We start from the raw sequence: 22774 nt of genomic DNA, 5'->3' as shown, positions 1-22774 counted from the left end.
TGCCCGGCGTGCGCCGACGGGGCGCACGCCGGGCAGCTGATGCCCCGCGAACTCGGGAGGAACCGGCGTTGCACGTCCAGGAGTGGCTGGAGACCGTCCCTGCGGTGAGCGTCTATCTCCTGGTGGGGGTGGTCATCGGCCTCGAGAGCCTGGGCATCCCGCTGCCGGGCGAGATCGTCCTTGTCAGCTCGGCACTGCTCGCCTCCCAGCACGGCGACATCAATCCGTACATCCTCGGCGCCTGCGCGTCGGCCGGCGCGATCATCGGTGACTCCATCGGGTACGCCATCGGCCGTAAGGGCGGAAGGCCCCTGCTGGCCTGGCTCGGCGGGAAGTTCCCCAAGCACTTCGGCGAGGCCCAGATCGCCATGGCGGAGCGCTCGTTCGAGAAGTGGGGCATGGGGGCCGTCTTCTTCGGCCGCTTCGTCGCGCTGCTGCGCATCTTCGCGGGGCCGCTCGCGGGCGTACTGCGCATGCCGTACTGGAAATTCCTCATCGCCAACGTCCTCGGCGGGATCCTCTGGGCCGGCGGCACGACCGCCGTCATCTACTCCGTCGGCGTCGTCGCGGAAGCCTGGCTCAAGCGGTTCTCCTGGCTGGGGCTGGTCCTCGCGGTCCTGATCGGGCTCACTTCGATGCTCGTCCTGAAGAGCCGCGCCAAGAAGGCCGCCGCGCAGTCGCAGACCCAGCCGGCGGGGACCGAGCCGGAGCCCGTACCCACTGCCGACTGAGCTGCTCTCACGGCCCGGCCGCTCAGGCCTCGTGCGCCGCGCGGTGCTCCTTGGCGAGATCCACATAGACCGCGGCGTTGAGTTTGATGCCCTCGAGCTCTTCCTCGGTCAGCTCCCGCCTGACCTTCGCCGGTACGCCCGCGACCAGCGATCCTGGTGGGACACGCATCCCCTGCGGCACCAGCGCCTGAGCCGCGATAAGCGAACCGGCACCGATGTGCGCGCCGTTCAGGACGGTGGCGCCCATGCCGACCAGTACGTCGTCCTCGACGGTGCAGCCGTGCAGTACGGCGTTGTGGCCGACCGAGACGCGCTCGCCGACGGTGACGGGGAAGCCAGGGTCGACATGCACGGTGCAGTTGTCCTGAATGTTGCTGTCGGCGCCGATGACGATCGGCCCGCAGTCGGCGCGGAGCACGGTCTGGTACCAGACGCTCGACCCGGCAGCCAGGGTGACATCGCCGACGACCACGGACGTCGGCGCGGTGAACGACCCCGGGTCGACCTTCGGGGTCCTGCCGCCCACGCCTGAAATCAAAGCCCGCTCCGCCATGCCTTCTCCTCGGTGCTCACCGGTCGCGCGTAGGTGAACCGTAGGCGACCGGCCGGGCGGGACTCGCGGGAGGGGTGCTCGGCCGGTGCGCGGCCGAGCACCGCGTACGCCTCGGCACGAGGGCACCCGATTGGGCCGTCCGCCACGTCGGACGACGGGTGGGGCGAACATCACAGCACACCGCGATGATCAACCCAGGTGCGGCCGACTACCGTGTGCGGGTGCCGAAGAACAGAAACACGTTCTCATCGCTCACCGCCTGGCGGAGGCGCGTCCTCGCGTCCGCCGTCCACCGAGGCTGGCGCTGGGTGCAGGAGGCGGGCGCCGTCACCGCCGAGCACCCCGGACGGCTGCGTTTCCGCCGGCTCGGCTCCGGCACCCGGCTCGCCTTCCCGCAGGGCACCGTCTTCGGTGAGGCCTGGATCGAACTCGGCGACCACTGCATCATCGGCGAGCAGGTCACCCTCACCGCCGGGATGATGCCGGGCCTGGACCTGGGGTCCGACCCGATTCTGACCCTGGGCAACGGTGTGGTCCTGGGCCGCGGCAGCCATGTCATCGCCGACACCAGGGTGACCATCGGCTCGGACACGTACTGCGGTCCGTACGTCTACATCACCTCGACCAACCACAGCTACGACGACCCGCACCAGCCGGTCGGCAAGCAGTGGCCCCGCACCGAGCCGGTGGAGATCGGTCCCGGATGTTGGCTGGGGACCGGCGCGGTGGTCCTGCCCGGCGCGCGGCTCGGCCGCAACGTGGTGGTGGCCGCAGGCGCGGTGGTACGAGGAGAGGTGCCCGACCACTCGGTGGTGGCCGGTGCCCCCGCCCGGGTGGTAAGGAGCTGGGATCCGGTCCGCGGCTGGGAGCCTCCGCTGCGTACGCCCGCACCCGTACCGATTCCGGAAGGCGTCACTCCGGAGCAGCTGGTGGCGCTCGCGGACATGGAGCCGGACTCCTAGGGCCTTTTCAGCCGCTCGCGAGCAGTACCGTGCCCACCAGTGCGAGACCGGCGCCGGTCGCCTGGACCAGGCGCAGCCGCTCCTTGAGGATCACAAGTGCGGCGAGCACCGTGACCACCGGGTAGAGGTTCGCGAGTACGGCGGCGATGGTGACGGGGCCGTGCTGCGCGGCGATGGAGTAGGTGCCGTTGGCCGCGACGTCGGCGAGTCCCACAAAGGCGAGAGCGGGCAGCGAGGACCGGATGACCCGCATCCCGCCGTCCTCCGGCAGCGCCCGGGCGCCGCGCTTCACCGATACGTACAGCGCCGCGCCGCCGACCGTCACATTGGTGACGCGCTGGACGAAGAGCGCGAGGAAGAGCCCGGTGATGGTGGTCGAGGCCTCGGCGATCAGGGACATCACCGCGCCGAAACCGAAGGCGGCGAGCAGCGTCAGCAGGATCGCCTGCCGCTGCACCGGCGCACCGCGCAGCTGGGGTCCGCCCGCCAGCACGATGCCGGCCACGGCCACCGCGATACCGGCGAACTGGAGCAGCCCCGGCCGCTCGCCGATGATCAGCCCGAGGCTGACGGGCACGGCGACGCCCAGCGATCCGAGCGGCGAGACCACGCCCATCGGGCCCAGCGCGAGTGCCTTGTAGAAGCTCAGCATCGCCACCGGGCCGACCGTGCCCGCCGCGACGGCGTACCAGAGCTGTGGACCTGCCTCCTGCCAGCCGCCGGTCGCGAGGACGATCGAACCCAGCACCACGACCGCGATCGACTGCGAGGCGACGACGACCGTGAGTGCCGGGGTACGTCGCGTCAGCAGTCCGCCGCCGAAGTCGGCCAGCCCCCAGAGGAAGCTGGTGGCCAGGGCGAACAGTGCGGTCATGACGAGCCTCGCAGTACAGTGCAGTGAACGTTTGGGTGCACCACACGGTAGTACAGTCTATTGAACTCTGTCATTCAGAATATTGGACGGAATGTGTCGGACCTCGACCAGCTCACGCAGTCGCTCGCCCGAAATCTCAAACGCTGGCGCGGCGAGCGGGGGTTCACGCTCGACGCTCTCGCCGCTCGGGCGGGGGTCAGTCGCGGCATGATCATTCAGATCGAGCAGGCGCGTACAAATCCGAGTGTCGGGACGACAGTGAAACTCGCCGACGCTCTCGGCGTCAGCATCACCACGCTCCTCGACTACGAGCAGGGGCCGCAGGTCCGCCTCGTACCTCCGGAGCAGGCCGTACGCATGTGGTCCACCTCGACCGGCAGCTACACCACTCTGCTGGTCGGCACCGAGCGCCGTGGGCCGCTCGAACTGTGGGGCTGGCGGCTGATGCCGGGCGACGAAAGCGCCTCCGACCCGCACCCCGACGGGACGGTCGAGCTGCTCCATGTCGCCGCGGGCGAGCTCACCCTCGTCGTCGACGGCGAGCCTCACTCCGTACCGGCCGGGACCTCCGCGACCTTCGAGGCGAACGTCCCGCACGCCTATCGCAACGACGGCGACGAGAGGGTCGACATGACCATGGCGGTCTCCATCCCGCCCGTACGCTGAGACGATCAATCGCGGGCGAGGGCACGGCTGTTAGCGTTGCCCGCATGCGCGCCCCCATCGGGAACTTCGACGACGCCCGGCCCGCCGTCGAATGCCTCGGCCTCCTGCCCCCGCCGGTCGCCGACGCGGTCTGCGGCCTGCGCGGCGATGTCCCCGTCGAGCAGCTGATCTACGTCGACACCGACCCGGAGATCGCGGACACCGCGGTCTTTGTGGAGCACTACGGGCAGGAGCTGCTCGACGAGTCGGCGAACTGTGTGGTCGTCGCGGGCAAGCGGGGAGGCGAGTCCACGCTGGCCGCCTGCGTCGTCCTCTCCAGCACGCGGATCGACGTCAACGGCGTCGTACGCCGGCAACTGGGCGCGCGCAAAGCCTCGTTCGCCTCCATGGACACCGCGACCGGCGAGACCGGTATGGAGTACGGCGGGATCACGCCGATCGGGCTGCCGGCCGACTGGCCGCTCCTGGTGGACTCCGCCGTCGTCGACACGGAGTGGGTCCTGATCGGCAGTGGGCGACGGCGCGGAAAACTGATCCTTCCGGGCAAGGCCTTCGCCGGGCTGCCGAACGCCGTCCTTGTCGAGGGACTGGGAGTCGGGCCCGCTTGATGCCCCGGCGCGGCAGTGTTCACTCCGGCACCGCCCGCGCCGTCCGGTGCTCAACGCAGCCACCCCTGCGCGAAGTCGACGCCGTCGACCAGCCCCAGCACCCGGCTGTGCGCCGAACCCACCGGACCCGTCCGTACACCTCCGCCGCTCGCGCCGCGTTCGAAGTCCGCCCCGAGAGCGGCGAAATCGCTGTCGTCCAGATCACGTCCTCGTACTCACCGTGCGCAGCGACGCGTGCACCATCAGGATGCCGCCGGGCTCGAGGCCCAGCCCGGCCAGTTGCGCGGCCGGCTGCCGGTCGCTGTGGATCGTGCTCAATGCGGCTCCACCCCGCTGGTGGGCACTCAGCCGAGCCGTGGGATCTCGATGGCCGGGCAGCGGTCCATGACCATGTCGAGACCGGCCGCGCGGGTGCGCTCGTAGGCATCCTCGTCGACCACACCCAGCTGGAACCAGACCGCCTTCGCGCCGATCGCGGCGGCCTCGTCCGCGACCGGACCCGCCAGGCCGGAATTGACGAAGACATCGACCACATCGACCTCGAAGGGGATGTCGGCGAGCGTGGCGTAACCCTGCTCACCATGGACCGTCTCGGCCTTGGGGTGCACCGGCACGATGCGCTTGCCATAGCGCTGGAGGACATCGGCGACGCCGTGCGCGGCCCGCGTCTCGTTGCTGGACAGGCCCACCACCGCCCAGGTGTCACCCGTCGAGGTCAGGATCCTGCGGATCGTCTCTGCGTCTGCGTACATGCCCGGGTCAACGGGCGGCCGGCGCGGAGCATTCCCCTCCGGGCGGCGCATAGGGTGGCGGAATGCAGGAGCAGTACCGGACGGTCGCCCGCGAGGGCGTGCACGAGACCGAGATCAACAGATCGCGCTTCATCTGCGCGCTCGCCCCCGCCGCCACCGAGGAGGAGGCGCAGGCCTTCGTCGCACGCATCCGCAAGGAGCACCCGACCGCCACCCACAACTGTTTCGCGTACGTCATCGGTGCCGACGCCGCCGTGCAGAAGGCGAGCGACGACGGCGAACCGGGCGGCACGGCGGGTGTGCCCATGCTGCAGATGCTGATGCGGCGAGAAGTCCGTTATGTCGTCGCTGTCGTCACCCGCTACTACGGCGGTGTGAAACTCGGTGCGGGCGGGCTGATCAGGGCGTACGGGGGAGCGGTCGGCGAAGCCCTGGACGCGCTCGGCACTCTCACCAGGCAGCGCTTCCGGCTGGCCACCGTCACCGTCGACCACCAGCGGGCGGGCAAGCTGGAGAACGATCTGCGGGCGACCGGGCGGGATGTGCGCGAGGTGCGGTACGCGGAGTCCGTCACCATGGAGATCGGGCTCCCGGACGCCGACATCGACGGCTTCCGTTCCTGGCTGGCCGACGCGACGGCGGGGACGGCGGGACTGGAACTCGGCGGTGAAGCGTACGGAGATGCCTGAAGCCGCCTGTGATGTCCGACCCCACCGTTACTCTCGAGGATCATGAGATTCCTGCATACGTCGGACTGGCACCTGGGGCGGTCGTTCCACCGTGTGAGCATGCTCGACGCCCAGGCCGCGTTCCTCGACCGCCTGGTGGCGACGGTGCGCGAGCGCGACGTGGACGCGGTGCTGGTCGCAGGAGATGTCTATGACCGGGCCGTGCCGCCGCTGGCGGCAGTTGAGCTCTTCGACGAGGCGCTGCACCGGCTGGCCGCCGCGGGCGTGCCGACCGTGATGATCTCCGGGAACCACGACTCGGCGCGCAGGCTCGGCGTCGGCGCGGGGCTGATCGAGCGCGCCGGCATACATCTGCGCACCGATCCGGCGGGGTGCGGCACGCCCGTGCTGCTGAGCGACGCGCACGGCGCGGTGGCCTGCTACGGGCTGCCGTATCTCGAACCCTCCCTGGTGAAGGGCGAGTTCAAGACGGAGAAGGCGCGCCACGAAGCCGTACTCGGCGCGGCGATGGAGCGCGTACGGGCCGATCTCGCGACGCGTGAGGAGGGCACCCGGTCCGTCGTCCTCGCGCATGCGTTCGTCGCGGGCGGCGAAGAGAGCGACAGCGAGCGGGACATCACCGTCGGAGGAGTCTCCGCCGTGCCCTCCGCCGTGTTCCGCGGTGTCGACTATGCCGCACTCGGACATCTGCACGGCTGCCAGACCATCACGGAGCGCGTGCGCTACTCCGGATCACCGCTCGCCTACTCCTTCTCGGAGGCCCATCACCGCAAGACGATGTGGCTCATCGACCTCGGGGCACGGGGCGAACTCACCGCCGAGCGCATCGACTGCCCGGTGCCGCGCGGCCTCGCCCGGCTGCGCGGCACGCTCGACGCACTGCTCGACGATCCGGCGCTGGTCCGGCACGAGCAGTCGTTCGTCGAGGCGACCCTCACCGATCCGGTGCGCCCGGCCGAACCGATGGCGCGCCTCACCGAGCGGTTCCCGCACACCCTGAGCCTCGTCTTCGAACCGGAGCGCCCCGGCGAGGACACCGCCACTTCGTACGCACAGCGGCTGAAGGGACGCAGCGACCAGCAGATCGCGGAGGACTTCGTGGCTCATGTGCGCGGCGGCAGCGGGCCCGACGACCGGGAACGCACCGTGCTGCGCGGAGCCTTCGACGACGTACGGGTGGACGAGGGTGTGCGCGAGGTGGCCCGGTGAGACTGCATCAGCTGACTGTCACCGCCTTCGGCCCCTTCGGCTCCAGCCAGCAGATCGACTTCGACGCGCTGTCCACCGCCGGGATCTTCCTCCTGCACGGACCGACCGGCGCCGGCAAGACCTCCGTCCTCGACGCGGTCTGCTTCGCGCTGTACGGGGCGGTGCCGGGCGCACGACAGAGCCCTGGTGCCTCGCTGCGCAGCGACCACGCCCCGGCCGGCACCCCCACCGAGGTGTGCGTCGAACTGACCGTGGGCGGACGGCGACTGGAGATCAAACGCCGTCCGGCCCAGCCGCGTCGCAAGAAGAACGGCAAGGGCTTCACCACCGAACGGGCCCAGAGCTGGCTGCGCGAGTACGACGCCGGGATCGGCGAGTGGCAGTCGCTGAGCCGCTCCCACCAGGAGATCGGCGAGGAGATCACCCAGCTGGTCGGGATGAGCCGCGACCAGTTCTGCCAGGTGGTGCTGCTGCCCCAGGGAGACTTCGCGCGCTTCCTGCGCGCCGACGCCGAGGCGCGCGGCAAGCTACTTGGACGGCTCTTCGACACCCGCCGCTTCGCCGCCGTCGAGGAACGCCTCGCCGAACAGCGCCGCGTGGCCGAGCAGCAGGTACGCGCCGGTGACGAGCGGCTGCTCGCGATCGCCCACCGGATGGAACAGGCCGCGGGCGCGGCGGCCGGCGACTGGCCGCCGCCGCAACAGCAGCCGGGCGACCCCGGGCTCGCCGCGGCCGTCCTCGCCTGGGCGGCCGTCGCCCGCGCGGGCGCGCGGGAAATGCTGGACATCGCCGACTGGGCGCTGGCCGCGACGGAAAGCCGGCAGGCCGCCGCCCGGCACGCCCTGGACGCCGAGCGTGAACTCGCCCGGCTGCAGCAGCGGTACGAGGACGCACGGCAGCGGGCCGAGGCGCTCGAAGCGCGGCGCCCCGAACGCGAAGAACTGCGGGCCCGGCTCGAGCGGGCCCGCAAGGCGGAGCTGGTGGGGCCCGCGCTGAGGCTGCGCGACGACGCCGAGCGGGAACACCGCAGCGCCGACGCCGAACGGGAGCGTGCGCGGTCCGTACTTCCGCCGGACCTCGCGGAGGCCGGCGCGGAACAGCTGGCGGCGCTCGAACGAAAGCTGCGCCAGGACCTGGGCGGCCTCGAAGCCGCCCGGCGCGCGGAGCGCCGCAGCGCGGAGATTGCCCGCGAACGCGCGGACCTGGACCGCCAGGCCCGGGCGGACGACGACATCATCCAGGACGCGGCGGGCTGGCTGTCCGGCTGGGAGGGCGTCCGGCGAGGCCACCAGGAGCGGATCGTGGCGTCGCAGGAGGCGGCCACCCGCGCCGAGAACCTGACCGGACAGCTGGAACCGGCCCGCCGAAGGCTGCGGGCGGCAAGTGAACGGGACCGGCTCAGGGCGCGCACCGAGCAGGCCGAGGAGCAGCTGCGTACTGCCCGGGACCGCGCGAACAGTGCGCGCGAGAGCTGGCTCGACCTGAAGGAGCGCCGACTGCGGGGCATCGCGGCGGAGTTGGCAGCCGGGCTGGTGACGGGCCGGCCGTGCGCGGTCTGCGGCTCGGCGGAACACCCTGCGCCGGCCCGCGCCGGGGACGGGCATGTCGACCGTACGGCGGAGGAAGCGGCGTACGAGGACTCAGCACGGGCGGACGGGGCGAAGGCGGACGCCGAGCGTGAACTGGCGGTGATACGCGAGGCGTTCACGACGGCTCGGGAGGCGGCGCGGCTCACGCCGACGGGGGCTGGAACGCGGGGCCACGCGGGGAGCCGGGCTGCCGAGGCCGGGGAGCCGGAGGGCCCGGAAGCGAGGTCCGGCGACGCGCTCGACCGGGCGAAGGCCGGACCAAGCTCTGGCGACGTGGAGCTCGATGCGACGAGCGGTGGGGTGGGGCGTGCCGAGGCCGCGACCGCTGATGGGCGGGACACGGTCGGCAGCTCTGTGCGGCGTTCCGGCGTGGCGGCCGATGGCGACGACCCCGACGCCGGTGAACTGCGCTTGTTCGTCGAGCAGTTGGAGCGCAAGCACGCCGACGCGCACAGCCTCGCCTCCGGTATGCACGCCGCCCGCGAGGCGCTCGACCGGGCCGAGCGGGAGCGTGAGGAGCGGCTTGGCGCACAGCAGCAGGCCGAGCGGCGCGCCGCCGCGCGGACATCGCAGCGGGAAGCCCTCGACCGCGAACAGGCCGCGCTGGAAAGCGAACTGGCGCGGGCCAGAGGCGGCGAGGGCAGCGTCGCCGAACACTCCGCGCTGCTGGAGCGCCGGGTGCGGCTGCTCGTCGAGGCGGCCGAGGCCGTACGGTCTGCCGACGCCACCGAGCAGCGACTGAAGGAGGCCGACGACCGGCTGGCCGACGCGGCGTTCCGGGCCGGGTTCGACACACCGAGCGCCGCGGCCGCCGCGCTGCTCGGCGACGCGCAGCAGCGTGACCTCCAGCATCGGATCGACGCCTGGCAGACCGAGGCCGCCGCGGTCGCCGACCGGCTGGCCGAAGCGGACACCCGGAGCGCCGCCGAGCACGGCGCCGCCGACCCCGAAGCCGCTCGGGCCGCCCATGACGCCGCCGAGCGTGCTCTGCGCGACGCCGCGTCCGGGCTCGCCGCGGCCCGCGACCGGTGCGCGGAGCTCGCCCGGCTCTCCCGGCAGGCCGTGCTGGAAGTCCGCAGGCTCGGCCCGCTGCGCGAGGAGTACGACCGGGTGGCCCGCCTCGCCGGACTCACCGCGGGCACCTCCGCGGACAATGAGCGCAAGATGCGCCTCGAGTCGTACGTCCTGGCGGCCCGCCTCGAACAGGTCGCGGCCGCCGCCACCGTACGGCTGCAGCGCATGTCGTCCGGCCGTTACACCCTGGTGCACTCCGACGCCCGGGCCGGCGGCAAGCGTTCCGGGCTCGGACTGCATGTCGTCGACGCCTGGACCGGCAGTGAGCGTGACACGGCGACCCTCTCCGGCGGCGAGACTTTCTTCGCCTCGCTCGCGCTCGCGCTCGGTCTCGCCGACGTCGTCACCGGCGAGGCCGGCGGCGTACAGCTGGACACCCTCTTCATCGACGAGGGCTTCGGCAGCCTGGACGACCAGACTCTGGACGAGGTGCTCGACGTGCTCGACTCGCTGCGCGAACGGGATCGCAGCGTCGGCATCGTCAGCCATGTCGCCGATCTGCGCCGACGGATCCCCGCCCAGCTGGAGGTCGTCAAGGAACGGCACGGCTCGACGGTGCGGCTGCGTGCCGCGCCGCTCAGCGGCTGATCGCCCGGCGCGGCAGCGGTGAGGAGTAGACGACGCTCGTCGTCACCGAGCCGAGCGCGCCGATCTTCCCGGAGACCTCCTCGAGGTGGCTCATCGAGCGGGTGGCGACCTTGAGTACGAAGCAGTCGTCGCCCGTCACATGGTGGGCCTCGAGGATCTCGGGTGTGGTCTCCAGCAGATCGTGGAACGGCTTGTAATTGCCGTTCGGATAGCGCAGTCGTACGAACGCGAGGATGGGGAGTCCGAGCCGCTCCTGCTCCACCACCGCGGTGTATCCGGATATCACCCCGGCCTCCTCCAGCCTGCGGATCCGCTCGGTCACGGCGCTCGACGACATCGAGACGACCCTGGCCAGCTCGGCGAAGCTGGCCCGGCCCCGGCTCTGCAGGGCTTTGAGGATGCGCCAATCCGTGGCGTCCGGCGAATATCCGGTCATGCTCGAGAAATAGCAGGGAAATCCCCGGCCGATCAAGACATGTTCCGGGAAATCTCACTTCAGGGAAACGATCCCCGACCGTAGATTTTCGGTCATGACTACGACGCAGCTCGCCACGAACCCCGTCCTCCGGGTGCCGCCGGCCTCGCCCGCGGCAGCGGCCGCCTACTTCGCGGCCGGCCTGGCCTTTCACGCCGATGTCTCCGATGTCGCCTCGGCGCTGGCGGCCGGCGGCGACCCGGGTTTTGTGGTCCTCGACTCCCGCTCCACCGAGTCCTGGGACCAGGGGCACGTGCCCGGTGCGGTCCATCTGCCGACCGCCCTGATCGCCGAACAGGCCGACCAGCTGCTGGACAAGTCGGTGCCGGTCGTCACGTACTGCTGGGGCCCCGGCTGCAATGGAGCGTCGCGCGCGGCTCTGGCCCTCGCCGAACTCGGCTACCAGGTGAAGGAGATGCTCGGTGGTTTCGAGTACTGGGCCCGTGAGGGCTTCGAGTTCGAGGCCTGGGAGGGCAGCCGCAAGCGCGACGCCGACCCGCTGACCGCGCCTCTCGACTCGGACGACTGCGGCTGCTGATCCGGACCCGCGACCCGCAATCCGCCACCGCACGACGGACGGGTACGGGCGCAGGAACGGCGCGTCCGATGCGCTGGAGTCGGCACGGACGCGCCGCCCGCAGGACGGCATCGAGTACGGCATCGAGTACGGCGTCGTTGTCGCACGCGTAATGCCCGCTCGCCCGGGCCCTGTCGCCCTCGACGACCGCCCACCGTCACCGCCGCTCGCACGGCCCCGCGACGTCGACCGCGATCGCGCTCGGCAGGTCCGCCGCCTCCAGACGCGCGGCGAACTCCAGCACCTCGCCCCGGCGCGGGGCGTCCGCCGACGGCGCCACGTTCAGCGATGCACCCACCGCGTACAGGCTCCCCGTCGTCGCCGCACGGGCCGACGGTGGCCGGGCTCATGCCATTCGGCTGAGCCCGGCCGACGCGGCGGGCCGTACACGACTCCGGCCGTCCGCTGTCAGAGCTTCGACAGCTCGTCGACCAGATCGTCCAGGCCCAGCGAGCCCTGCGACAGAGCCGCCATGTGCCAGGCCTTCGCGTCGAACGCGTCGCCGTGTGCCTTGCGCGCGTTCTCCCGGCCCAGCAGCCATGCCCGCTCACCCAGCTTGTAGCCGATCGCCTGTGCCGGAACGGACAGATACCGCGTCAGCTCGCTCTCCACGAAGTCCGCCGGCCGTCCGCTGTGGCTGCCGAAGAACTCCTGCCCCAGGGCCGGTGTCCAGCGCTCGCCCGGGTGGAACGGCGAGTCCGCCGGGATCTCCAGCTCCAGATGCATGCCGATGTCCACGATCACCCGGCATGCCCGCATCATCTGCGCGTCCAGATAGCCCAGCCTGCGCTCCGGGTCGGGCAGGAAGCCCAGTTCGTCCATCAGCCGCTCCGCGTACAGCGCCCAGCCCTCGGCGTTGGCGCTGACCCCGCCGATCGTCGCCTGGTAGCGGGAGAGCTGGTCCGCGACATGCACCCACTGCGCGATCTGCAGATGGTGGCCGGGAACGCCCTCGTGGTACCAGGTCGACACCAGGTCGTACACCGGGAAACGCGTGGCGCCCATGGTCGGCAGCCAGGTACAGCCGGGGCGGCTGAAGTCTTCGGACGGGCCGGTGTAGTACGGCGCCGCCGCGCCGCCCGACGGAGCGATCCGGGACTCCACTTTCCGTACCCGCTCGGCCAGTTCGAAGTGCGTGCCGTCCAGTGCCTCGATCGCCTCGTCCATGATCTTCTGCAGCCAGGCCCGCACCTCCTCGACGCCCTCGATGTGCTCACCGTGCTCGTCGAGGTGAGCAAGCGCCTCCCAGGGCCCCGCGCCCGGAAGGATCTTGTCCGCCTCGGTCTTCATCTCGGCCAGCAGCCGGTGATACTCGGACCAGCCGTATGCGTAGGCCTCGTCGAGGTCGAGGTCGGTGCCGTTGAAGTAGCGCGACCAGCGGGCGTAGCGCTCGCGGCCCACCGTGTCGGGCGCGTCCGCCACGGCGGGGGCGTAGACATCGCGCATCCAGTCGCGCAGTTGCGCAAGTGCCCCGGTCGCACTGCGGGCCGCCTCGTCGAGCTCGGTGCGGAGCGTGAGGGGGCCGCCCGCCGCGAACTCCTCGAACCAGCTGCGATCCGTGCCGAGCCACTCGGTCATCTGGTCGATATTGGTCCGGGTCGCGCGGGGGCCGCCCAGCAGCTTCCGCTCGAGTCCCAGCGCCAGCGAGGCGCGGTAGCCCTCCAGGGCGTGCGGCACCGCCCGCAGCCGCTGTGCCACGGCCGCCCAGTCCTCGTCGGTCTGCGTCGGCGTCACGGTGAACACCTCGCGCACCGTGTGCACCGGCGAGCGCATATTGCTCACCGTGCGCAGACCTTCATCGGTTTCGTGCACGGCGAGTTCCGCTGTCAGCCGCTCTCGCAACAGCCGGCCGCAGCGCCGTTCCGCATCGCTCTCCGCGGCCGGCAGCTTCTCGGCATCGTCCAGCCTGGCGAGTGTCTCGCGAGCGAGTTCGGCGAAAGCCTCCTGACCGGCTGGTGAGTAGTCGGGGAGGAGGCCCGAGCTCTCCTTGAGTCCCAGATACGTGCCGATGGTCGGGTCGAGTTCGATGAGTGCGTCGACGTAGGAGTCGGCGACCTGTCGTGGCAGCGCGCTGCTGGAAGTGACTGGCATGCGCACATCCTCATACGACTGAGGCCTCCGCGTCACCATCATTGGATCTCAGTCGCCTGTCGGTGGCCTGTCAATGATCCTGGGCGCCGACCGGCATCGGAGGCAGCAGCGGGCCGCAGTCCCACTGCTGGAAGATCAGTCGCGTCTCGACCCTGGCGACTTCTCGCCGTGAGGTGAACTCGTCCACCACCAGACGCTGCAGATCGGCGGTGTCCGTCACGGCCACATGCACCAGATAGTCGTCGGGACCGGTGAGATGGAACAGCGCCCGGGACTCGGGCAGCGCGCGGATCCGCTCAACGAACGGACCGATCAGTTCCCGCCGGTGCGGCCGGACCTGCACGGAGAGGAGCGCCTGCAGCCCACGCCCCAGCCGGGCGGGATCCAGGGCCAGCCGATGTCCGAGGATCACGCCGGAGCGGCGCAGCCTGGTCACCCGGTCCAGGCAGGTGGACGGCGCCACTCCGACCTCCGCAGCCAGGTCGCGATAGGTGGTCCGGGCGTCGTTCTGCAGCAGGCGGAGTATGTGTAGATCCACCGGGTCGAGTGCGACAGATTCAGCCATTCGCCGAACGTAACACGACCCTTGGCCATTACCTCCCGGTAGGTGTTCAGGGTGCGGGCATGGAGAACGCAGTCTCGGTCACCCCCGCACCCCGGGCCCTGGCCACCGAAGCAGTACACGCCGGACGCGAGGACCTCGCAGAGCTCGGCGTGCACGCCCCGCCGCTGGACCTGTCCACCACCTACCCGTCGTACGACGCCGCAGGTGAGGCCGAGCGTATCGACGGCTTCGCCGCCACCGGCGCGCGACTGGAGGGACCGCCGGTCTACGCCCGGCTCGACAACCCGACCACGGCCCGTTTCGAGACAGCGCTCGCCAGGCTGGAGGGAGCCGAGAGCGCGGTCGCATTCGCCAGCGGGATGGCCGCGCTCACCGCCGTACTGCTGGTACGGGCGAGCATGGGGCTGCGTCACGTGGTCGCGGTCCGGCCGTTGTACGGGTGCAGCGACCATCTGCTGAACGCAGGGCTGCTCGGGACCGAGGTGACCTGGACCGACCCCGCGGGCATCGCGGAGGCAATCCGGCCGGAAACCGGCCTTGTGATGGTGGAGACGCCCGCCAACCCGACGCTCGCCGAGGTCGATCTGCGAGCCGTTCGGCACGCCTGCGGCTCCGTGCCGCTGCTCGTCGACAACACCTTCGCCACGCCTGTGCTGCAGCGGCCGGTGGAGCACGGGGCGCGGATCGTGCTGCACAGCGCGACCAAGTACCTGGGCGGGCACGGCGATGTGATGGGCGGAGTGGTGGCCTGCGACGAGGAGTTCGCCCGCGGCCTCCGGCAGGTGCGGTTCGCGACCGGCGGTGTTCTGCATCCGATGGCCGGATATCTGCTGCTGCGTGGACTGTCCACGCTGCCGGTACGGGTACGGGCCGCCTCCACCACGGCGGCCGACCTGGCCCGCCGGCTGGCCGCCGACCCGCGGATCGCCCGGGTCCACTATCCGAGCGTGGGCGGGGCGATGGTCTCCTTCGAGGTGTACGGGGACCCGCGGAGCGTGATCTCGGCCGTGCGGCTGATCACGCCGGCGGTCAGTCTCGGCAGCGTCGACAGCCTGATCCAGCACCCGGCCTCCATCAGCCACCGCATCGTGGCTGAGGGAGACCGGCGCTCGGCGGGCGTCAGCGACCGGCTGCTGCGGATGTCGGTCGGTCTTGAGGACGTGGAGGATCTATGGCGTGATCTGACCGAGGCCCTCAGCGCTCAGCCTGTTCGTACGGAAACAGCGCGCGTACGGGAGTCGCGTCAAGTCGGGCGGTGATGACCAGCGTGCCCTCCTCGATCTGGTAGTCGAGCGGCAGGTTCAGGGCGCGCATGGCTGCCACCATCGCGGTGTTGGAGGAACGGGTGACGGCGTAGACGCTGCCGCAGCCCGCCTCGACAGCGAGGGCGACCAGTCGGCCGAGCAGCTCCGAACCGATGCCGCGGCCCTGCCATTCGTCCTCGACGAGCAGCGCGACCTCGGTCTCGTCCCCGTCCCAGAGGAGATGTCCGAGGGCGACGAGACGGCCGGAGGCGGTCTGGACGGCGAGGGTGCGGCCGAAACGCGGGCTGAGCAGGTGGTTGAGGTAGCGGTCGGCGTCGCCGACCGGGCCGTGGTAGCGCATGCTCAGGGTGCGCTCGGAGCAGCGGTCGTGCATGGCCACGGCGGCTTCGACGTCGCCCTGGTCGACGCGGCGCACGGTGATCTCGTTGCCCTCGGGGAGGGTGAGGACGTCCTGGCTGCGCGGGATACGGGGGCCGAGGCGCGCGTCCAGTTCCACCAGGGCGCGGGCCCGTGCGAACTCGGTGGGCGTGAACGGAAGATAGGGCCGTTCGACGGTGATGGCTCCACCGTTCGGGTCGCGCAGCCGCATTACCGTCTCCTCCAGCACGCCTTCCACCGGCGGGATCTCTCCGGTGGGCCGGCCTGTCAGCGAGACCGGGGGCAGCGAGTGGATCGTGCAGCGGCCGAGCAACTGGCGTAGTGCCAGCGGCAGTTCGGCCGCGTCAAGGGCGGTACGGGTGGCGAGGCCCAGCACCCGGGTGGGGGTGTCGACGAGATCGTGGGCGTCGGCCCGCTCGATCCAGGTGTTGCTGCCGCCCGCCCCGGAGATCTCCCGGGTGAGCTGCTGCGCCTGCAGGGACGCGGGAGCGCGCAGCAGGAACTCGTCCACCGTGCCCTCGGCCAGCGGATGGGTCTGGAGGGTGAGGATGTCGACCCGGTGCTGTGCGAGGGCGATGCACAGCGCGGCCAGGCTGCCGGGTGTGTCCCGCACAGTGGTCCGCATCCGCCACAGCGCCGTCTCGTACAGCTCGCCCTGTGCCGCGGCCCCGGTCGCGGAGGACACGGACACCCCGGCGTCTCCCGTGACGTCGATGCGGTCCGTACTGTCCGCCGGAGGGGCATGACTGTGGTGTCGTGCCCACCAAGTGTGGAAAGCGGCCGTGGCGACGAGGGCCACGGCTGAGGCGATGAGCAGGAACGGGCCGTCCGGTCCGTGCCCGATCATGTTCGCGATGGCGTCGGCGACCGCGACGGCGGTGAACATGGCTGCCAGTTCGACGAGATCCCGCCGCCAGTGGTGTGGGCGGCGGGCACTCTTCGCAGAAGTCACATCTGTCATGCCATCACTGTGACCGAACGGTGTTGCGTGATCACGAACGCTTTGTGACTGACGGGTTAAGCATCAATCTGGACTGCTATAGGCCGATTTTCGCCGTTCCTGGCGTGGAGTGATCGCTTCCCTGTCGCAGCGCGGCCATCAGCCGGGATGTGCCGGTGGCCAGCTGGGATGAGCCACCGCGACCGGCGAGGCCGCGAGCCCAGGTATCTCCGCCGTTCCGCCGCCGGCCGGCCCCGCTGTCGTCGTGACCGCCGCGCCGCAGCGCTCGACGCGGTCTGCGGCCACCGCACGTATCTCCGCCGACCCGCGCGAGGGTGCCCCGGCGGGCGTATGGCTCGGCCGGCCGGTTGGGCTTCACCGTGCCGAGCCGGACCGGCTCGGCCACCTCCTTGGGCCGGGCGATCGGTCAGGAGCCGGCTATGGCCCGTAGCGCGTCCAGATGCCGCCGGTATACGGCGCGCCCCTCGTGCGTCAGAGACAGCCAGGTCCGCGCCCGCCGCCCCACCCTGCCCTTGTCCACCCCGACCCAGCCGGCTTCCTCGAGAGCCGCGACCTGCTTGGACAGCGCCGAGTCGGTGACCTCGACCAGGTCGCGCACAAACCCGAACTCGGCCTTGTCCAGCGGTGCCAGGGCCGCCACGATCGACAGCCGGACGGGCGAGGTGAGCAGCGGGGCGAGCGCGTGGCGCGGATGCGTACCCGTCTCTGTCCCGGCGTTCTCGGCCTTCCCGTCGTTCCCGGTCTGCTGCGTTCTCTTCGTCATGCCGACCGCCGTGTCTCCTGCCAGGCGCCGACCGCGGGCGGGAGCGCGCACCACAGGGCTCCGATCACCGCGAAGACCACGCTGCCCTCGAAGACGGAGACGCTGAGCGCGACGGTGAGGGAGTAGGCCACCGCCCAGGAGCCGATCACCGCGCCGTGCCGGGCGCCGAACCCCCGGCGGATGACGCGCTGCCGGGCTGCGTACATGCTGAGCCCCCCGACGAGCACGGCATTGATGACCGCGAAGACGAGTGCCGCGGACCGCCCTTGCCACAGCACCGCCATCGGTACCAGTACCAGTTGACCGGCGGCGAAGACGACGAGATACCGCGCGTACCAACCGCTGCCGCGGCGGCGTGTGGCGCTCTCCGCGAGGTTCGCGCGCTTCAACGCCGCCGCGGCATCCGTCTGTTCACTCATACTTGTGAGAGTGGCACTTACTTTCCAAAGTGGCAAGTAAGTGGGCGCGTGTCCTACTGCCCCACACGCCCGGGCTGAAGCACCTTGCTGAACAGGACCGTTCCGCCCTCTGCCCGCAGTCGGACCGTCAACTCACCACTGCCGCCGTCGATGTCGACCTCGCCGAAGTACTGCGGCGACTCCATCGGCGAGACATTGGCGCGCTCCGGCGCCCGGACGAAGACCCGCTCAGGACCGAACGTGGCGTCGAGCGCGTTGGCCGGGAAGCCGCCGGCGGCCAGCGGCCCCGAGACGAACTCCCAGAAGGGCGCGAAGTCCTTGAAAGCCGCCCGCGACGGGTCGTAGTGCTGCGCCGAGGTGTAGTGCACATCCGCGGTGAGCCACACAGTGCCCGTGATCCTGCGGTGCTTGATGTACCGCAGCAGCTCGGCGATCTGCAGCTCACGCCCGAGCGGCGCTCCCGGATCCCCCTGTGCGACGGCCTCGAAGTTCGCCGTCCCGTCCGCCACGACCAGCCCGAGCGGCATGTCCGAGGCGATCACCTTCCACACCGCGCGCGACCGCGACAGCTCACGCTTGAGCCAGGCGAGCTGCTCGGCGCCGAGGATGCCCTGCGCGTCGTCGGGCTGCCGGCCGGGGGAGTTGGCATTGCGGTACGAGCGCATGTCGAGGACGAACACATCGAGCAGCGGTCCGTAGCGCACCACCCGGTGCACACGGCCGTCGCGCCCGGGGGCGGCGAGCGTCGAGACGGGGAAGTACTCGCTGAAGGCACGGCTCGAGCGCTCCGCGAGCACATCCACGTTCTTCTCGGTGTAGCGCGGGTCGTCGAGGATCTGGCCCGGGTACCAGTTGTTGCGCACCTCGTGGTCGTCCCACTGCACGACCGTGGGCACCTGCGCGTTGAAGCGCCGGACGTTCTCGTCGAGCAGGTTGTAGCGGAAGTTCCCGCGGAAATCCGCCAGCGTCTGCGCCACCTTGGACTTCTCCTCGGTGGTGATGTTCCGCCAGATCCGGCCGTCCGGCAGCGTCACGCTCGGCTCGATCACACCGTCCGCGTAGATCGTGTCCCCGCTGCAGAGGAAGAAATCCGGGTCGAGACGGCGCATCTCCTCGTACGCGCGATAGCCGCCGATGTCCGGGTTGATGCCCCAGCCCTGCCCCGCGATATCGCCCGACCACAGAAAGCGCACTCCTTCACGGCGCTCGGCGGGCGCCGTACGGAAGGTCCCGTGGACCGGCTCCCCGGTGCGGCGGGGATCTTCCGGGTCGGCGAGCGTGACCCGGTAGTGCACCTGCTCACCGGCGGGCAGTCCGCACAGCGCGGTCCGTCCCGTGAAATCCGTGCCGGCCCCGACCAGCGGGCCGTGCCATCTGTGCGTGTGCCGGAAGGACTCAGCCGCGGACGTCTCCACGATCATCCGGGCGGGCCGGTCGGAGCGCACCCACACCAGACCGGACGAGGAGGTCACATCGCCGGTCTGCACACCCCATGCGGCGCGCGGGCGGCCGGACAGCGCGAGCGCGGGCGCCGCTCCCATCGCGGGCAGAGCCAGTGCCGCCGAGGCGGCGACCGCGCCGCGCAGAACGGAACGGCGGTCGGGGGAGGGTATCCGCGGGCTGTGTGACATCGCTGTGCCTCCAGGGCAGCTCGGGCCGGTGTGCCGTGCCATGCCTACTGCCCGGCTGCGGCCGCCACGCGAACCCCGGGTGAACAACCGGCCCTGCGCGGCGTACGAGGGCCGTCCAACGGCCCGCAGGGCCGGGGAACTTCACAGCGCCTTCCGCACCGCCTCCGCCATCAGCCGCACGCCGCGCTCGATATCGGTCGGCGCCAGATGCGCGTACCCGAGGACCAGCCGCACTCCGGCGTCTCCCTCGTCGGCCGCCATGTAGTCGGCCAGCGGGCGTACCGCCACCCCGGACCGTGCCGCCAAGTCCAGGAATCGCGGCTCGGGGCCGTACCGCTCGGGCAGCCGCGCGATGATGTGCAGACCGGCGGCGATACCGCTGACCTCGATGCCGGGGAAGTGGTCCGTGAGGGCGCCGACGAGCGCGTCGCGCCGCTCCCGGTAGGCACGCTGGCAGCGACGGAGCTGCCGGTCGTAACCGCCGTGGCCGATGAAGTCGGCAAGGAGCGCCTGGTCCAGGGCCGGATTGCCGAGATCCATGGTGCGTTTGCGTTCGACGACCTCGTCCGCCAGACGGGAGGGTACGAGCAGCCAGCCCAGCCGCAGCCCCGGTGCGAGCGACTTGCTCACCGACCCGGTGTACGCGACGCGCTCCGGGTCGAGACCCTGCAGCGCGCCGACGGGAGCCCGGTCGTAGCGGAAGTCGCCGTCGTAGTCGTCCTCGACGATCAGCCCGTCCACGGCGCGCGCCCAATCGAGGAGTTCGGTGCGACGCTGCGCGGAGTAGGCGATTCCGGTCGGGAACTGGTGGGCAGGTGTCGTCACCACCGCACGTACACCGGAGCCCTCGAGCGGCCCGGTCGCCAGCCCCTCGCCGTCGAGCGGCAACGCGGTCATGTCCAGACCGGCCGCCGAGAACAGCGCTCCGTGCTCGTGGCTCCCGGGGTCCTCGACCCCCACCGTCCGCAGTCCGTGCCCATGCAGTACGAAACCGAGCAGCGTCATCGCCTGCGCCACGCCCGAACACACCACCAGGCATTCCGGATCGGCCACGACGCCGCGCCGCCGGGTGAGCAACGAGGCCAGCGCGGTGCGCAGCTCCGGCAGCCCGCGCGGATCGGGATAGCCCAGCGCACGATGCGGCAGCCGCGCGAGCACGGACTTGTGCGCGGCGGCCCACGCGGCGCGCGGGAAGAGCGAGAGATCGGGCGTCCCGGGGCGGAAGTCCACGCGCGCGCCGGGAGCGCGTGGCGCCAGGTCCCGCACCCCGCGCACGGCGGGCCGCGCCGCGCCCCCGACCCAGGTTCCGGCGCCCCGGCCGCTGCGCAGGTAGCCCTCCGCCGTCAGCTGCTCGTACGCCTCGGTGACCAGACCGCGCGAGACGCCCAGATCGGTGGCGAGCTCACGGCTGGAGGGCAGCCGCGTTCCCGCGCCCAGCCGTCCCGACCTGACCGCCTCGCGCAGCGCCGACTGCAACGCGCGTCCGCGCTGCCGGGCCGGAGCGGCGGCCGCGGGCAGCAGCAGTTCCCAGGCGGCGTTCCACGAGTCACCTCGGGACGGCTCGCCCGTCGCCGGATTGGTCCCCGATGGCGTCATAAAAGTGGACCTTAAACCGGACCGCCTCGCTCCCTAGCGTCGCCCCTATGAACGTGAACTCCCTGCGCGCGGCGCTGCTCGTCACCTTGGCCTACCTCCTCGTCGGCGCCTCCTTCACCGCCAACAGCGTCCTCGGCGACTATCCCTACGCGGGCGGCCAGGCGCTGCGCTATGCCCTCGCCTGCCTGCTCCTGCTGCCGTTGCTCGGCGGCCGGGCGGGCGTGTTGCCGCTGCGTGCCCTCCGCCTGCCGCAGTGGGGACGGCTCGCTCTGCTCGCCGCCGTCGGCATGGTCGGTTTCAACCTGGCGATCCTGGCGGCGGAACGCACCTCGGAACCCGCCGTTCCCGGTGTGTTCGTCGGCTGCGCCCCCGTCATCGTCGCCGTACTCGTACCGCTCCTGGACGGCCGTCGGCCCGCTCGCCCCGTGCTGTACGGAGCCCTGTTCGTCGCGGCCGGCGCCTTCGCCGTCCAGGGGTGGGGCCGTACAGGACCGGCGGGAATCGCCTGGTCGGTAGGTGCGCTGGCCGGCGAGGCCGGCTTCGCCGTGCTGGCCGGACCCGCGCTGCGAACGCTCGGCCCCAAACTGCTCACCGCCACCGTCTGTGGCATCGCTGCCGTCGAGTCCACGCTCTTCGGCCTCGTCCTCGACGGCTCGGGCTTTCTGCGCACGCCCACTCAGGCGGAGACCCTGGCGCTGCTGTGGCAGGCGGCCGTCGTCACCGTCGTCGGTTTTGTCTGGTGGTACATGGGCGTGCAGCGCATCGGCGCCGAACGCGCCACGCTCTTCTCCGGACTGATCCCCGTATCCGCCGCGCTGACCGCGCCCCTGGTCGGTACGGGGACGTTCGGCCCGGCCCAGGCGGCGGGCGGTGTGCTGGTCGGAGCGGGCGCGGCGCTCGGCTCGGGAGTGTTCAGGGGGCGGTCAGCGGCTGCCGTCCAGGATGACGCGCGCGACGAGCGCGGGGTCGTCGTTCATGGGCACATGACCGCAGCCGGGCAGCCGCACGAGCCGCGCCCCCGGGATGGCCTGCTTGGCCCTGATGCCCTGGCGGCGCAGAAGCAGCCGGTCCTTCGTTCCCCAGCCGATGGTGACCGGCACGTCGGGCACATCGTCGGTGAACAGGACGTAGCGGCCGGCGGCGAGTGTCTGATGAAAGCCGGTGGCGTCGCGGAGCGCGAGAGTCTCGGCGACGGCCGCCTCGGGTGAGCGCCGGCCGGGCCGGGCATAGATGCTGCTGGTCAGCGCCGCCCGCCCGGCGGCCGTCCGGGACAGCCGCTCGATCAGCGGCAGCGGCATCGACCGGGCGCCGAGCCGCATCGCGCGCAGCGTCATGAAGGCGTAGCGCCGCTCGGCCTCGGTCCAGAAGCCGGCGGGCGAGAGCGCCGTAACCGACCGTACGAGCTTCTCCCGTCCCAACTCCAGGGCGAGCAGTCCGCCGAGGGAGTTTCCCACGACATGCGGGCGCTCGATCTTCAGCTCCTCGCAGAGCGAGCCGAGCACCGAGCCCACGGTGGTGAGGTCGTAGGACACGCCGTCGGGCAGCGCCGGCGAGGTGCCGAAGCCGGGCAGGTCGACGGCGATGACATCGCGTTCGGCCGCCAGGATCCCCAGCACCGGCTCCCAGGCCTGCCAGTGGTGCCCGATGCCGTGGAGCAGCAGCAGCGGCTCACCCGCCCCGGAGCGCTCGTACGCGACGGACAGCGTGCGGCTGCCCCGCGGGGACTTGATGGAGAATGAGATCTCTGCGGCCATGCTG

The 22774-nt window shown here is 71.3% G+C and carries 22 protein-coding genes and 1 pseudogene; 10 read left to right on the top strand and 13 right to left on the bottom strand.

What is annotated here, in order from left to right:
• Positions 1 to 68 precede the first annotated feature (68 nt).
• Positions 69 to 731 (top strand): DedA family protein, encoded by a 663-nt coding sequence (locus tag ACFWDI_RS17965; RefSeq protein ID WP_385305050.1) that lies wholly within the window; start codon positions 69 to 71, stop codon positions 729 to 731.
• A gap of 22 nt (positions 732 to 753) precedes the next feature.
• Here the strand turns inward: ACFWDI_RS17965 and ACFWDI_RS17960 are convergent, their stop codons facing one another.
• Complete coding sequence (locus ACFWDI_RS17960) at positions 754 to 1284, bottom strand: gamma carbonic anhydrase family protein (protein ID WP_385305031.1); 531 nt, start codon at positions 1282 to 1284, stop codon at positions 754 to 756.
• 221 nt (positions 1285 to 1505) lie between these two features.
• Between ACFWDI_RS17960 and ACFWDI_RS17955 the strand changes: the two genes are divergently transcribed.
• Positions 1506 to 2246, top strand: coding sequence for an acyltransferase (locus ACFWDI_RS17955; protein WP_385305029.1), 741 nt, complete (start codon positions 1506 to 1508; stop codon positions 2244 to 2246).
• A gap of 7 nt (positions 2247 to 2253) precedes the next feature.
• Here ACFWDI_RS17955 and ACFWDI_RS17950 read toward each other — a convergent pair whose 3' ends face one another.
• A complete protein-coding gene (locus tag ACFWDI_RS17950) occupies positions 2254 to 3120 on the bottom strand; it encodes a DMT family transporter (protein ID WP_327322091.1) in 867 nt (288 codons plus the stop codon).
• Between the two features lie 93 nt (positions 3121 to 3213).
• Here ACFWDI_RS17950 and ACFWDI_RS17945 point away from each other — a divergent pair, with 93 nt between their 5' ends.
• Together ACFWDI_RS17945 and ACFWDI_RS17940 are read left to right on the top strand one after the other, a co-directional pair.
• Positions 3214 to 3786 (top strand): helix-turn-helix domain-containing protein, encoded by a 573-nt coding sequence (locus ACFWDI_RS17945; protein WP_385305028.1) that lies wholly within the window; start codon positions 3214 to 3216, stop codon positions 3784 to 3786.
• Positions 3787 to 3830: 44 nt separating this feature from the next.
• Complete coding sequence (locus ACFWDI_RS17940; protein ID WP_385305027.1) at positions 3831 to 4394, top strand: YbaK/EbsC family protein; 564 nt, start codon at positions 3831 to 3833, stop codon at positions 4392 to 4394.
• A gap of 344 nt (positions 4395 to 4738) precedes the next feature.
• Here the strand turns inward: ACFWDI_RS17940 and ACFWDI_RS17935 are convergent, their stop codons facing one another.
• Positions 4739 to 5146 (bottom strand): CoA-binding protein, encoded by a 408-nt coding sequence (locus ACFWDI_RS17935; protein ID WP_327322087.1) that lies wholly within the window; start codon positions 5144 to 5146, stop codon positions 4739 to 4741.
• Positions 5147 to 5208: 62 nt separating this feature from the next.
• On the opposite strand from ACFWDI_RS17935, the gene ACFWDI_RS17930 reads away from it, so the two are divergent.
• The 3 genes from ACFWDI_RS17930 to ACFWDI_RS17920 are packed head-to-tail and all read left to right on the top strand — an operon-like array spanning position 5209 to position 10295.
• On the top strand, positions 5209 to 5835 hold the full coding sequence (locus tag ACFWDI_RS17930; protein WP_385305025.1) for a YigZ family protein: 627 nt from the start codon (positions 5209 to 5211) through the stop codon (positions 5833 to 5835).
• A 42-nt stretch (positions 5836 to 5877) separates the two neighbouring features.
• Positions 5878 to 7044 carry an exonuclease SbcCD subunit D gene (locus ACFWDI_RS17925; RefSeq protein ID WP_385305024.1) on the top strand — a complete coding sequence of 389 codons (1167 nt, stop codon included), beginning with the start codon at positions 5878 to 5880 and terminating at the stop codon, positions 7042 to 7044.
• Positions 7041 to 10295 carry an AAA family ATPase gene (locus ACFWDI_RS17920; RefSeq protein ID WP_385305023.1) on the top strand — a complete coding sequence of 1085 codons (3255 nt, stop codon included), beginning with the start codon at positions 7041 to 7043 and terminating at the stop codon, positions 10293 to 10295. Before ACFWDI_RS17925 ends, ACFWDI_RS17920 begins: the two co-directional genes overlap by 4 nt.
• Here ACFWDI_RS17920 and ACFWDI_RS17915 read toward each other — a convergent pair.
• Complete coding sequence (locus tag ACFWDI_RS17915; protein WP_385305021.1) at positions 10285 to 10731, bottom strand: Lrp/AsnC family transcriptional regulator; 447 nt, start codon at positions 10729 to 10731, stop codon at positions 10285 to 10287. The two genes, ACFWDI_RS17920 and ACFWDI_RS17915, sit on opposite strands and share 11 nt — an antisense overlap.
• A 94-nt stretch (positions 10732 to 10825) precedes the next feature.
• On the opposite strand from ACFWDI_RS17915, the gene ACFWDI_RS17910 reads away from it, so the two are divergent.
• Complete coding sequence (locus tag ACFWDI_RS17910; RefSeq protein WP_385305020.1) at positions 10826 to 11308, top strand: rhodanese-like domain-containing protein; 483 nt, start codon at positions 10826 to 10828, stop codon at positions 11306 to 11308.
• Between the two features lie 196 nt (positions 11309 to 11504).
• Here the strand turns inward: ACFWDI_RS17910 and ACFWDI_RS17905 are convergent, their stop codons facing one another.
• The 3 genes from ACFWDI_RS17905 to ACFWDI_RS17895 all read right to left on the bottom strand — a co-directional run bounded on the left by ACFWDI_RS17905 (position 11505) and on the right by ACFWDI_RS17895 (position 14003).
• Positions 11505 to 11645 carry a hypothetical protein gene (locus ACFWDI_RS17905; RefSeq protein WP_385305019.1) on the bottom strand — a complete coding sequence of 47 codons (141 nt, stop codon included), beginning with the start codon at positions 11643 to 11645 and terminating at the stop codon, positions 11505 to 11507.
• A gap of 110 nt (positions 11646 to 11755) precedes the next feature.
• The gene (locus tag ACFWDI_RS17900; RefSeq protein WP_385305017.1) at positions 11756 to 13438 is read right to left on the bottom strand and encodes a DUF885 domain-containing protein; all 1683 of its coding nucleotides are present in this window, start codon (positions 13436 to 13438) and stop codon (positions 11756 to 11758) included.
• A 70-nt stretch (positions 13439 to 13508) separates the two neighbouring features.
• Positions 13509 to 14003: an Lrp/AsnC family transcriptional regulator gene (locus ACFWDI_RS17895; RefSeq protein WP_385305015.1), complete on the bottom strand. Its 495-nt coding sequence runs from the start codon at positions 14001 to 14003 to the stop codon at positions 13509 to 13511.
• A 59-nt stretch (positions 14004 to 14062) separates the two neighbouring features.
• Here ACFWDI_RS17895 and ACFWDI_RS17890 point away from each other — a divergent pair, with 59 nt between their 5' ends.
• On the top strand, positions 14063 to 15262 hold the full coding sequence (locus ACFWDI_RS17890) for a trans-sulfuration enzyme family protein (protein WP_385305014.1): 1200 nt from the start codon (positions 14063 to 14065) through the stop codon (positions 15260 to 15262).
• On the opposite strand, the gene ACFWDI_RS17885 is transcribed toward ACFWDI_RS17890, so the two are convergent.
• The 5 genes from ACFWDI_RS17885 to ACFWDI_RS17865 all read right to left on the bottom strand — a co-directional run bounded on the left by ACFWDI_RS17885 (position 15198) and on the right by ACFWDI_RS17865 (position 21016).
• Entirely contained in the window at positions 15198 to 16607 is a 1410-nt protein-coding gene (locus tag ACFWDI_RS17885; RefSeq protein WP_385305012.1) for a GNAT family N-acetyltransferase, read from the bottom strand. The genes ACFWDI_RS17890 and ACFWDI_RS17885 overlap by 65 nt on opposite strands.
• Positions 16608 to 17013: 406 nt before the next feature.
• Complete coding sequence (locus ACFWDI_RS17880) at positions 17014 to 17370, bottom strand: winged helix-turn-helix domain-containing protein (protein ID WP_385305011.1); 357 nt, start codon at positions 17368 to 17370, stop codon at positions 17014 to 17016.
• The gene (locus tag ACFWDI_RS17875) at positions 17367 to 17789 is read right to left on the bottom strand and encodes a hypothetical protein (RefSeq protein WP_385305009.1); all 423 of its coding nucleotides are present in this window, start codon (positions 17787 to 17789) and stop codon (positions 17367 to 17369) included. The genes ACFWDI_RS17880 and ACFWDI_RS17875 overlap by 4 nt, the downstream gene beginning before the upstream one ends.
• A 53-nt stretch (positions 17790 to 17842) precedes the next feature.
• Positions 17843 to 19420, bottom strand: coding sequence for an alkaline phosphatase D family protein (locus ACFWDI_RS17870; protein WP_385305007.1), 1578 nt, complete (start codon positions 19418 to 19420; stop codon positions 17843 to 17845).
• Positions 19421 to 19561: 141 nt separating this feature from the next.
• Positions 19562 to 21016, bottom strand: a complete 1455-nt coding sequence (locus tag ACFWDI_RS17865) for a PLP-dependent aminotransferase family protein (RefSeq protein WP_385305005.1) — start codon at positions 21014 to 21016, stop codon at positions 19562 to 19564.
• A gap of 47 nt (positions 21017 to 21063) precedes the next feature.
• Here ACFWDI_RS17865 and ACFWDI_RS17860 point away from each other — a divergent pair.
• A pseudogene (locus ACFWDI_RS17860) lies at positions 21064 to 21903 on the top strand (DMT family transporter); the annotation flags it as partial.
• A gap of 36 nt (positions 21904 to 21939) precedes the next feature.
• On the opposite strand, the gene ACFWDI_RS17855 reads toward ACFWDI_RS17860, so the two are convergent.
• Positions 21940 to 22770 carry an alpha/beta fold hydrolase gene (locus ACFWDI_RS17855; protein ID WP_385305004.1) on the bottom strand — a complete coding sequence of 277 codons (831 nt, stop codon included), beginning with the start codon at positions 22768 to 22770 and terminating at the stop codon, positions 21940 to 21942.
• Positions 22771 to 22774: the final 4 nt, after the last annotated feature.

The sequence above is a fragment of the Streptomyces sp. NPDC060064 genome (assembly GCF_042736455.1).
Lineage (GTDB): Bacteria > Actinomycetota > Actinomycetes > Streptomycetales > Streptomycetaceae > Streptomyces.
This window is presented reverse-complemented; position numbering and strand designations above follow the sequence as displayed.

Excerpts from the sequence above, each read along its gene's own strand:
- ACFWDI_RS17960 (WP_385305031.1), bottom strand. The coding sequence starts at position 1,284 with ATGGCGGAGCGGGCTTTGATTTCAGGCGTGGGCGGCAGGACCCCGAAG.
- ACFWDI_RS17950 (WP_327322091.1), bottom strand. The coding sequence starts at position 3,120 with ATGACCGCACTGTTCGCCCTGGCCACCAGCTTCCTCTGGGGGCTGGCC.
- ACFWDI_RS17940 (WP_385305027.1), top strand. The coding sequence starts at position 3,831 with ATGCGCGCCCCCATCGGGAACTTCGACGACGCCCGGCCCGCCGTCGAA.
- ACFWDI_RS17935 (WP_327322087.1), bottom strand. The coding sequence starts at position 5,146 with ATGTACGCAGACGCAGAGACGATCCGCAGGATCCTGACCTCGACGGGT.
- ACFWDI_RS17930 (WP_385305025.1), top strand. The coding sequence starts at position 5,209 with ATGCAGGAGCAGTACCGGACGGTCGCCCGCGAGGGCGTGCACGAGACC.
- ACFWDI_RS17925 (WP_385305024.1), top strand. The coding sequence starts at position 5,878 with ATGAGATTCCTGCATACGTCGGACTGGCACCTGGGGCGGTCGTTCCAC.
- ACFWDI_RS17915 (WP_385305021.1), bottom strand. The coding sequence starts at position 10,731 with ATGACCGGATATTCGCCGGACGCCACGGATTGGCGCATCCTCAAAGCC.
- ACFWDI_RS17910 (WP_385305020.1), top strand. The coding sequence starts at position 10,826 with ATGACTACGACGCAGCTCGCCACGAACCCCGTCCTCCGGGTGCCGCCG.
- ACFWDI_RS17900 (WP_385305017.1), bottom strand. The coding sequence starts at position 13,438 with ATGCCAGTCACTTCCAGCAGCGCGCTGCCACGACAGGTCGCCGACTCC.
- ACFWDI_RS17895 (WP_385305015.1), bottom strand. The coding sequence starts at position 14,003 with ATGGCTGAATCTGTCGCACTCGACCCGGTGGATCTACACATACTCCGC.
- ACFWDI_RS17890 (WP_385305014.1), top strand. The coding sequence starts at position 14,063 with ATGGAGAACGCAGTCTCGGTCACCCCCGCACCCCGGGCCCTGGCCACC.
- ACFWDI_RS17885 (WP_385305012.1), bottom strand. The coding sequence starts at position 16,607 with ATGACAGATGTGACTTCTGCGAAGAGTGCCCGCCGCCCACACCACTGG.
- ACFWDI_RS17880 (WP_385305011.1), bottom strand. The coding sequence starts at position 17,370 with ATGACGAAGAGAACGCAGCAGACCGGGAACGACGGGAAGGCCGAGAAC.
- ACFWDI_RS17875 (WP_385305009.1), bottom strand. The coding sequence starts at position 17,789 with ATGAGTGAACAGACGGATGCCGCGGCGGCGTTGAAGCGCGCGAACCTC.
- ACFWDI_RS17870 (WP_385305007.1), bottom strand. The coding sequence starts at position 19,420 with ATGTCACACAGCCCGCGGATACCCTCCCCCGACCGCCGTTCCGTTCTG.
- ACFWDI_RS17865 (WP_385305005.1), bottom strand. The coding sequence starts at position 21,016 with ATGACGCCATCGGGGACCAATCCGGCGACGGGCGAGCCGTCCCGAGGT.
- ACFWDI_RS17855 (WP_385305004.1), bottom strand. The coding sequence starts at position 22,770 with ATGGCCGCAGAGATCTCATTCTCCATCAAGTCCCCGCGGGGCAGCCGC.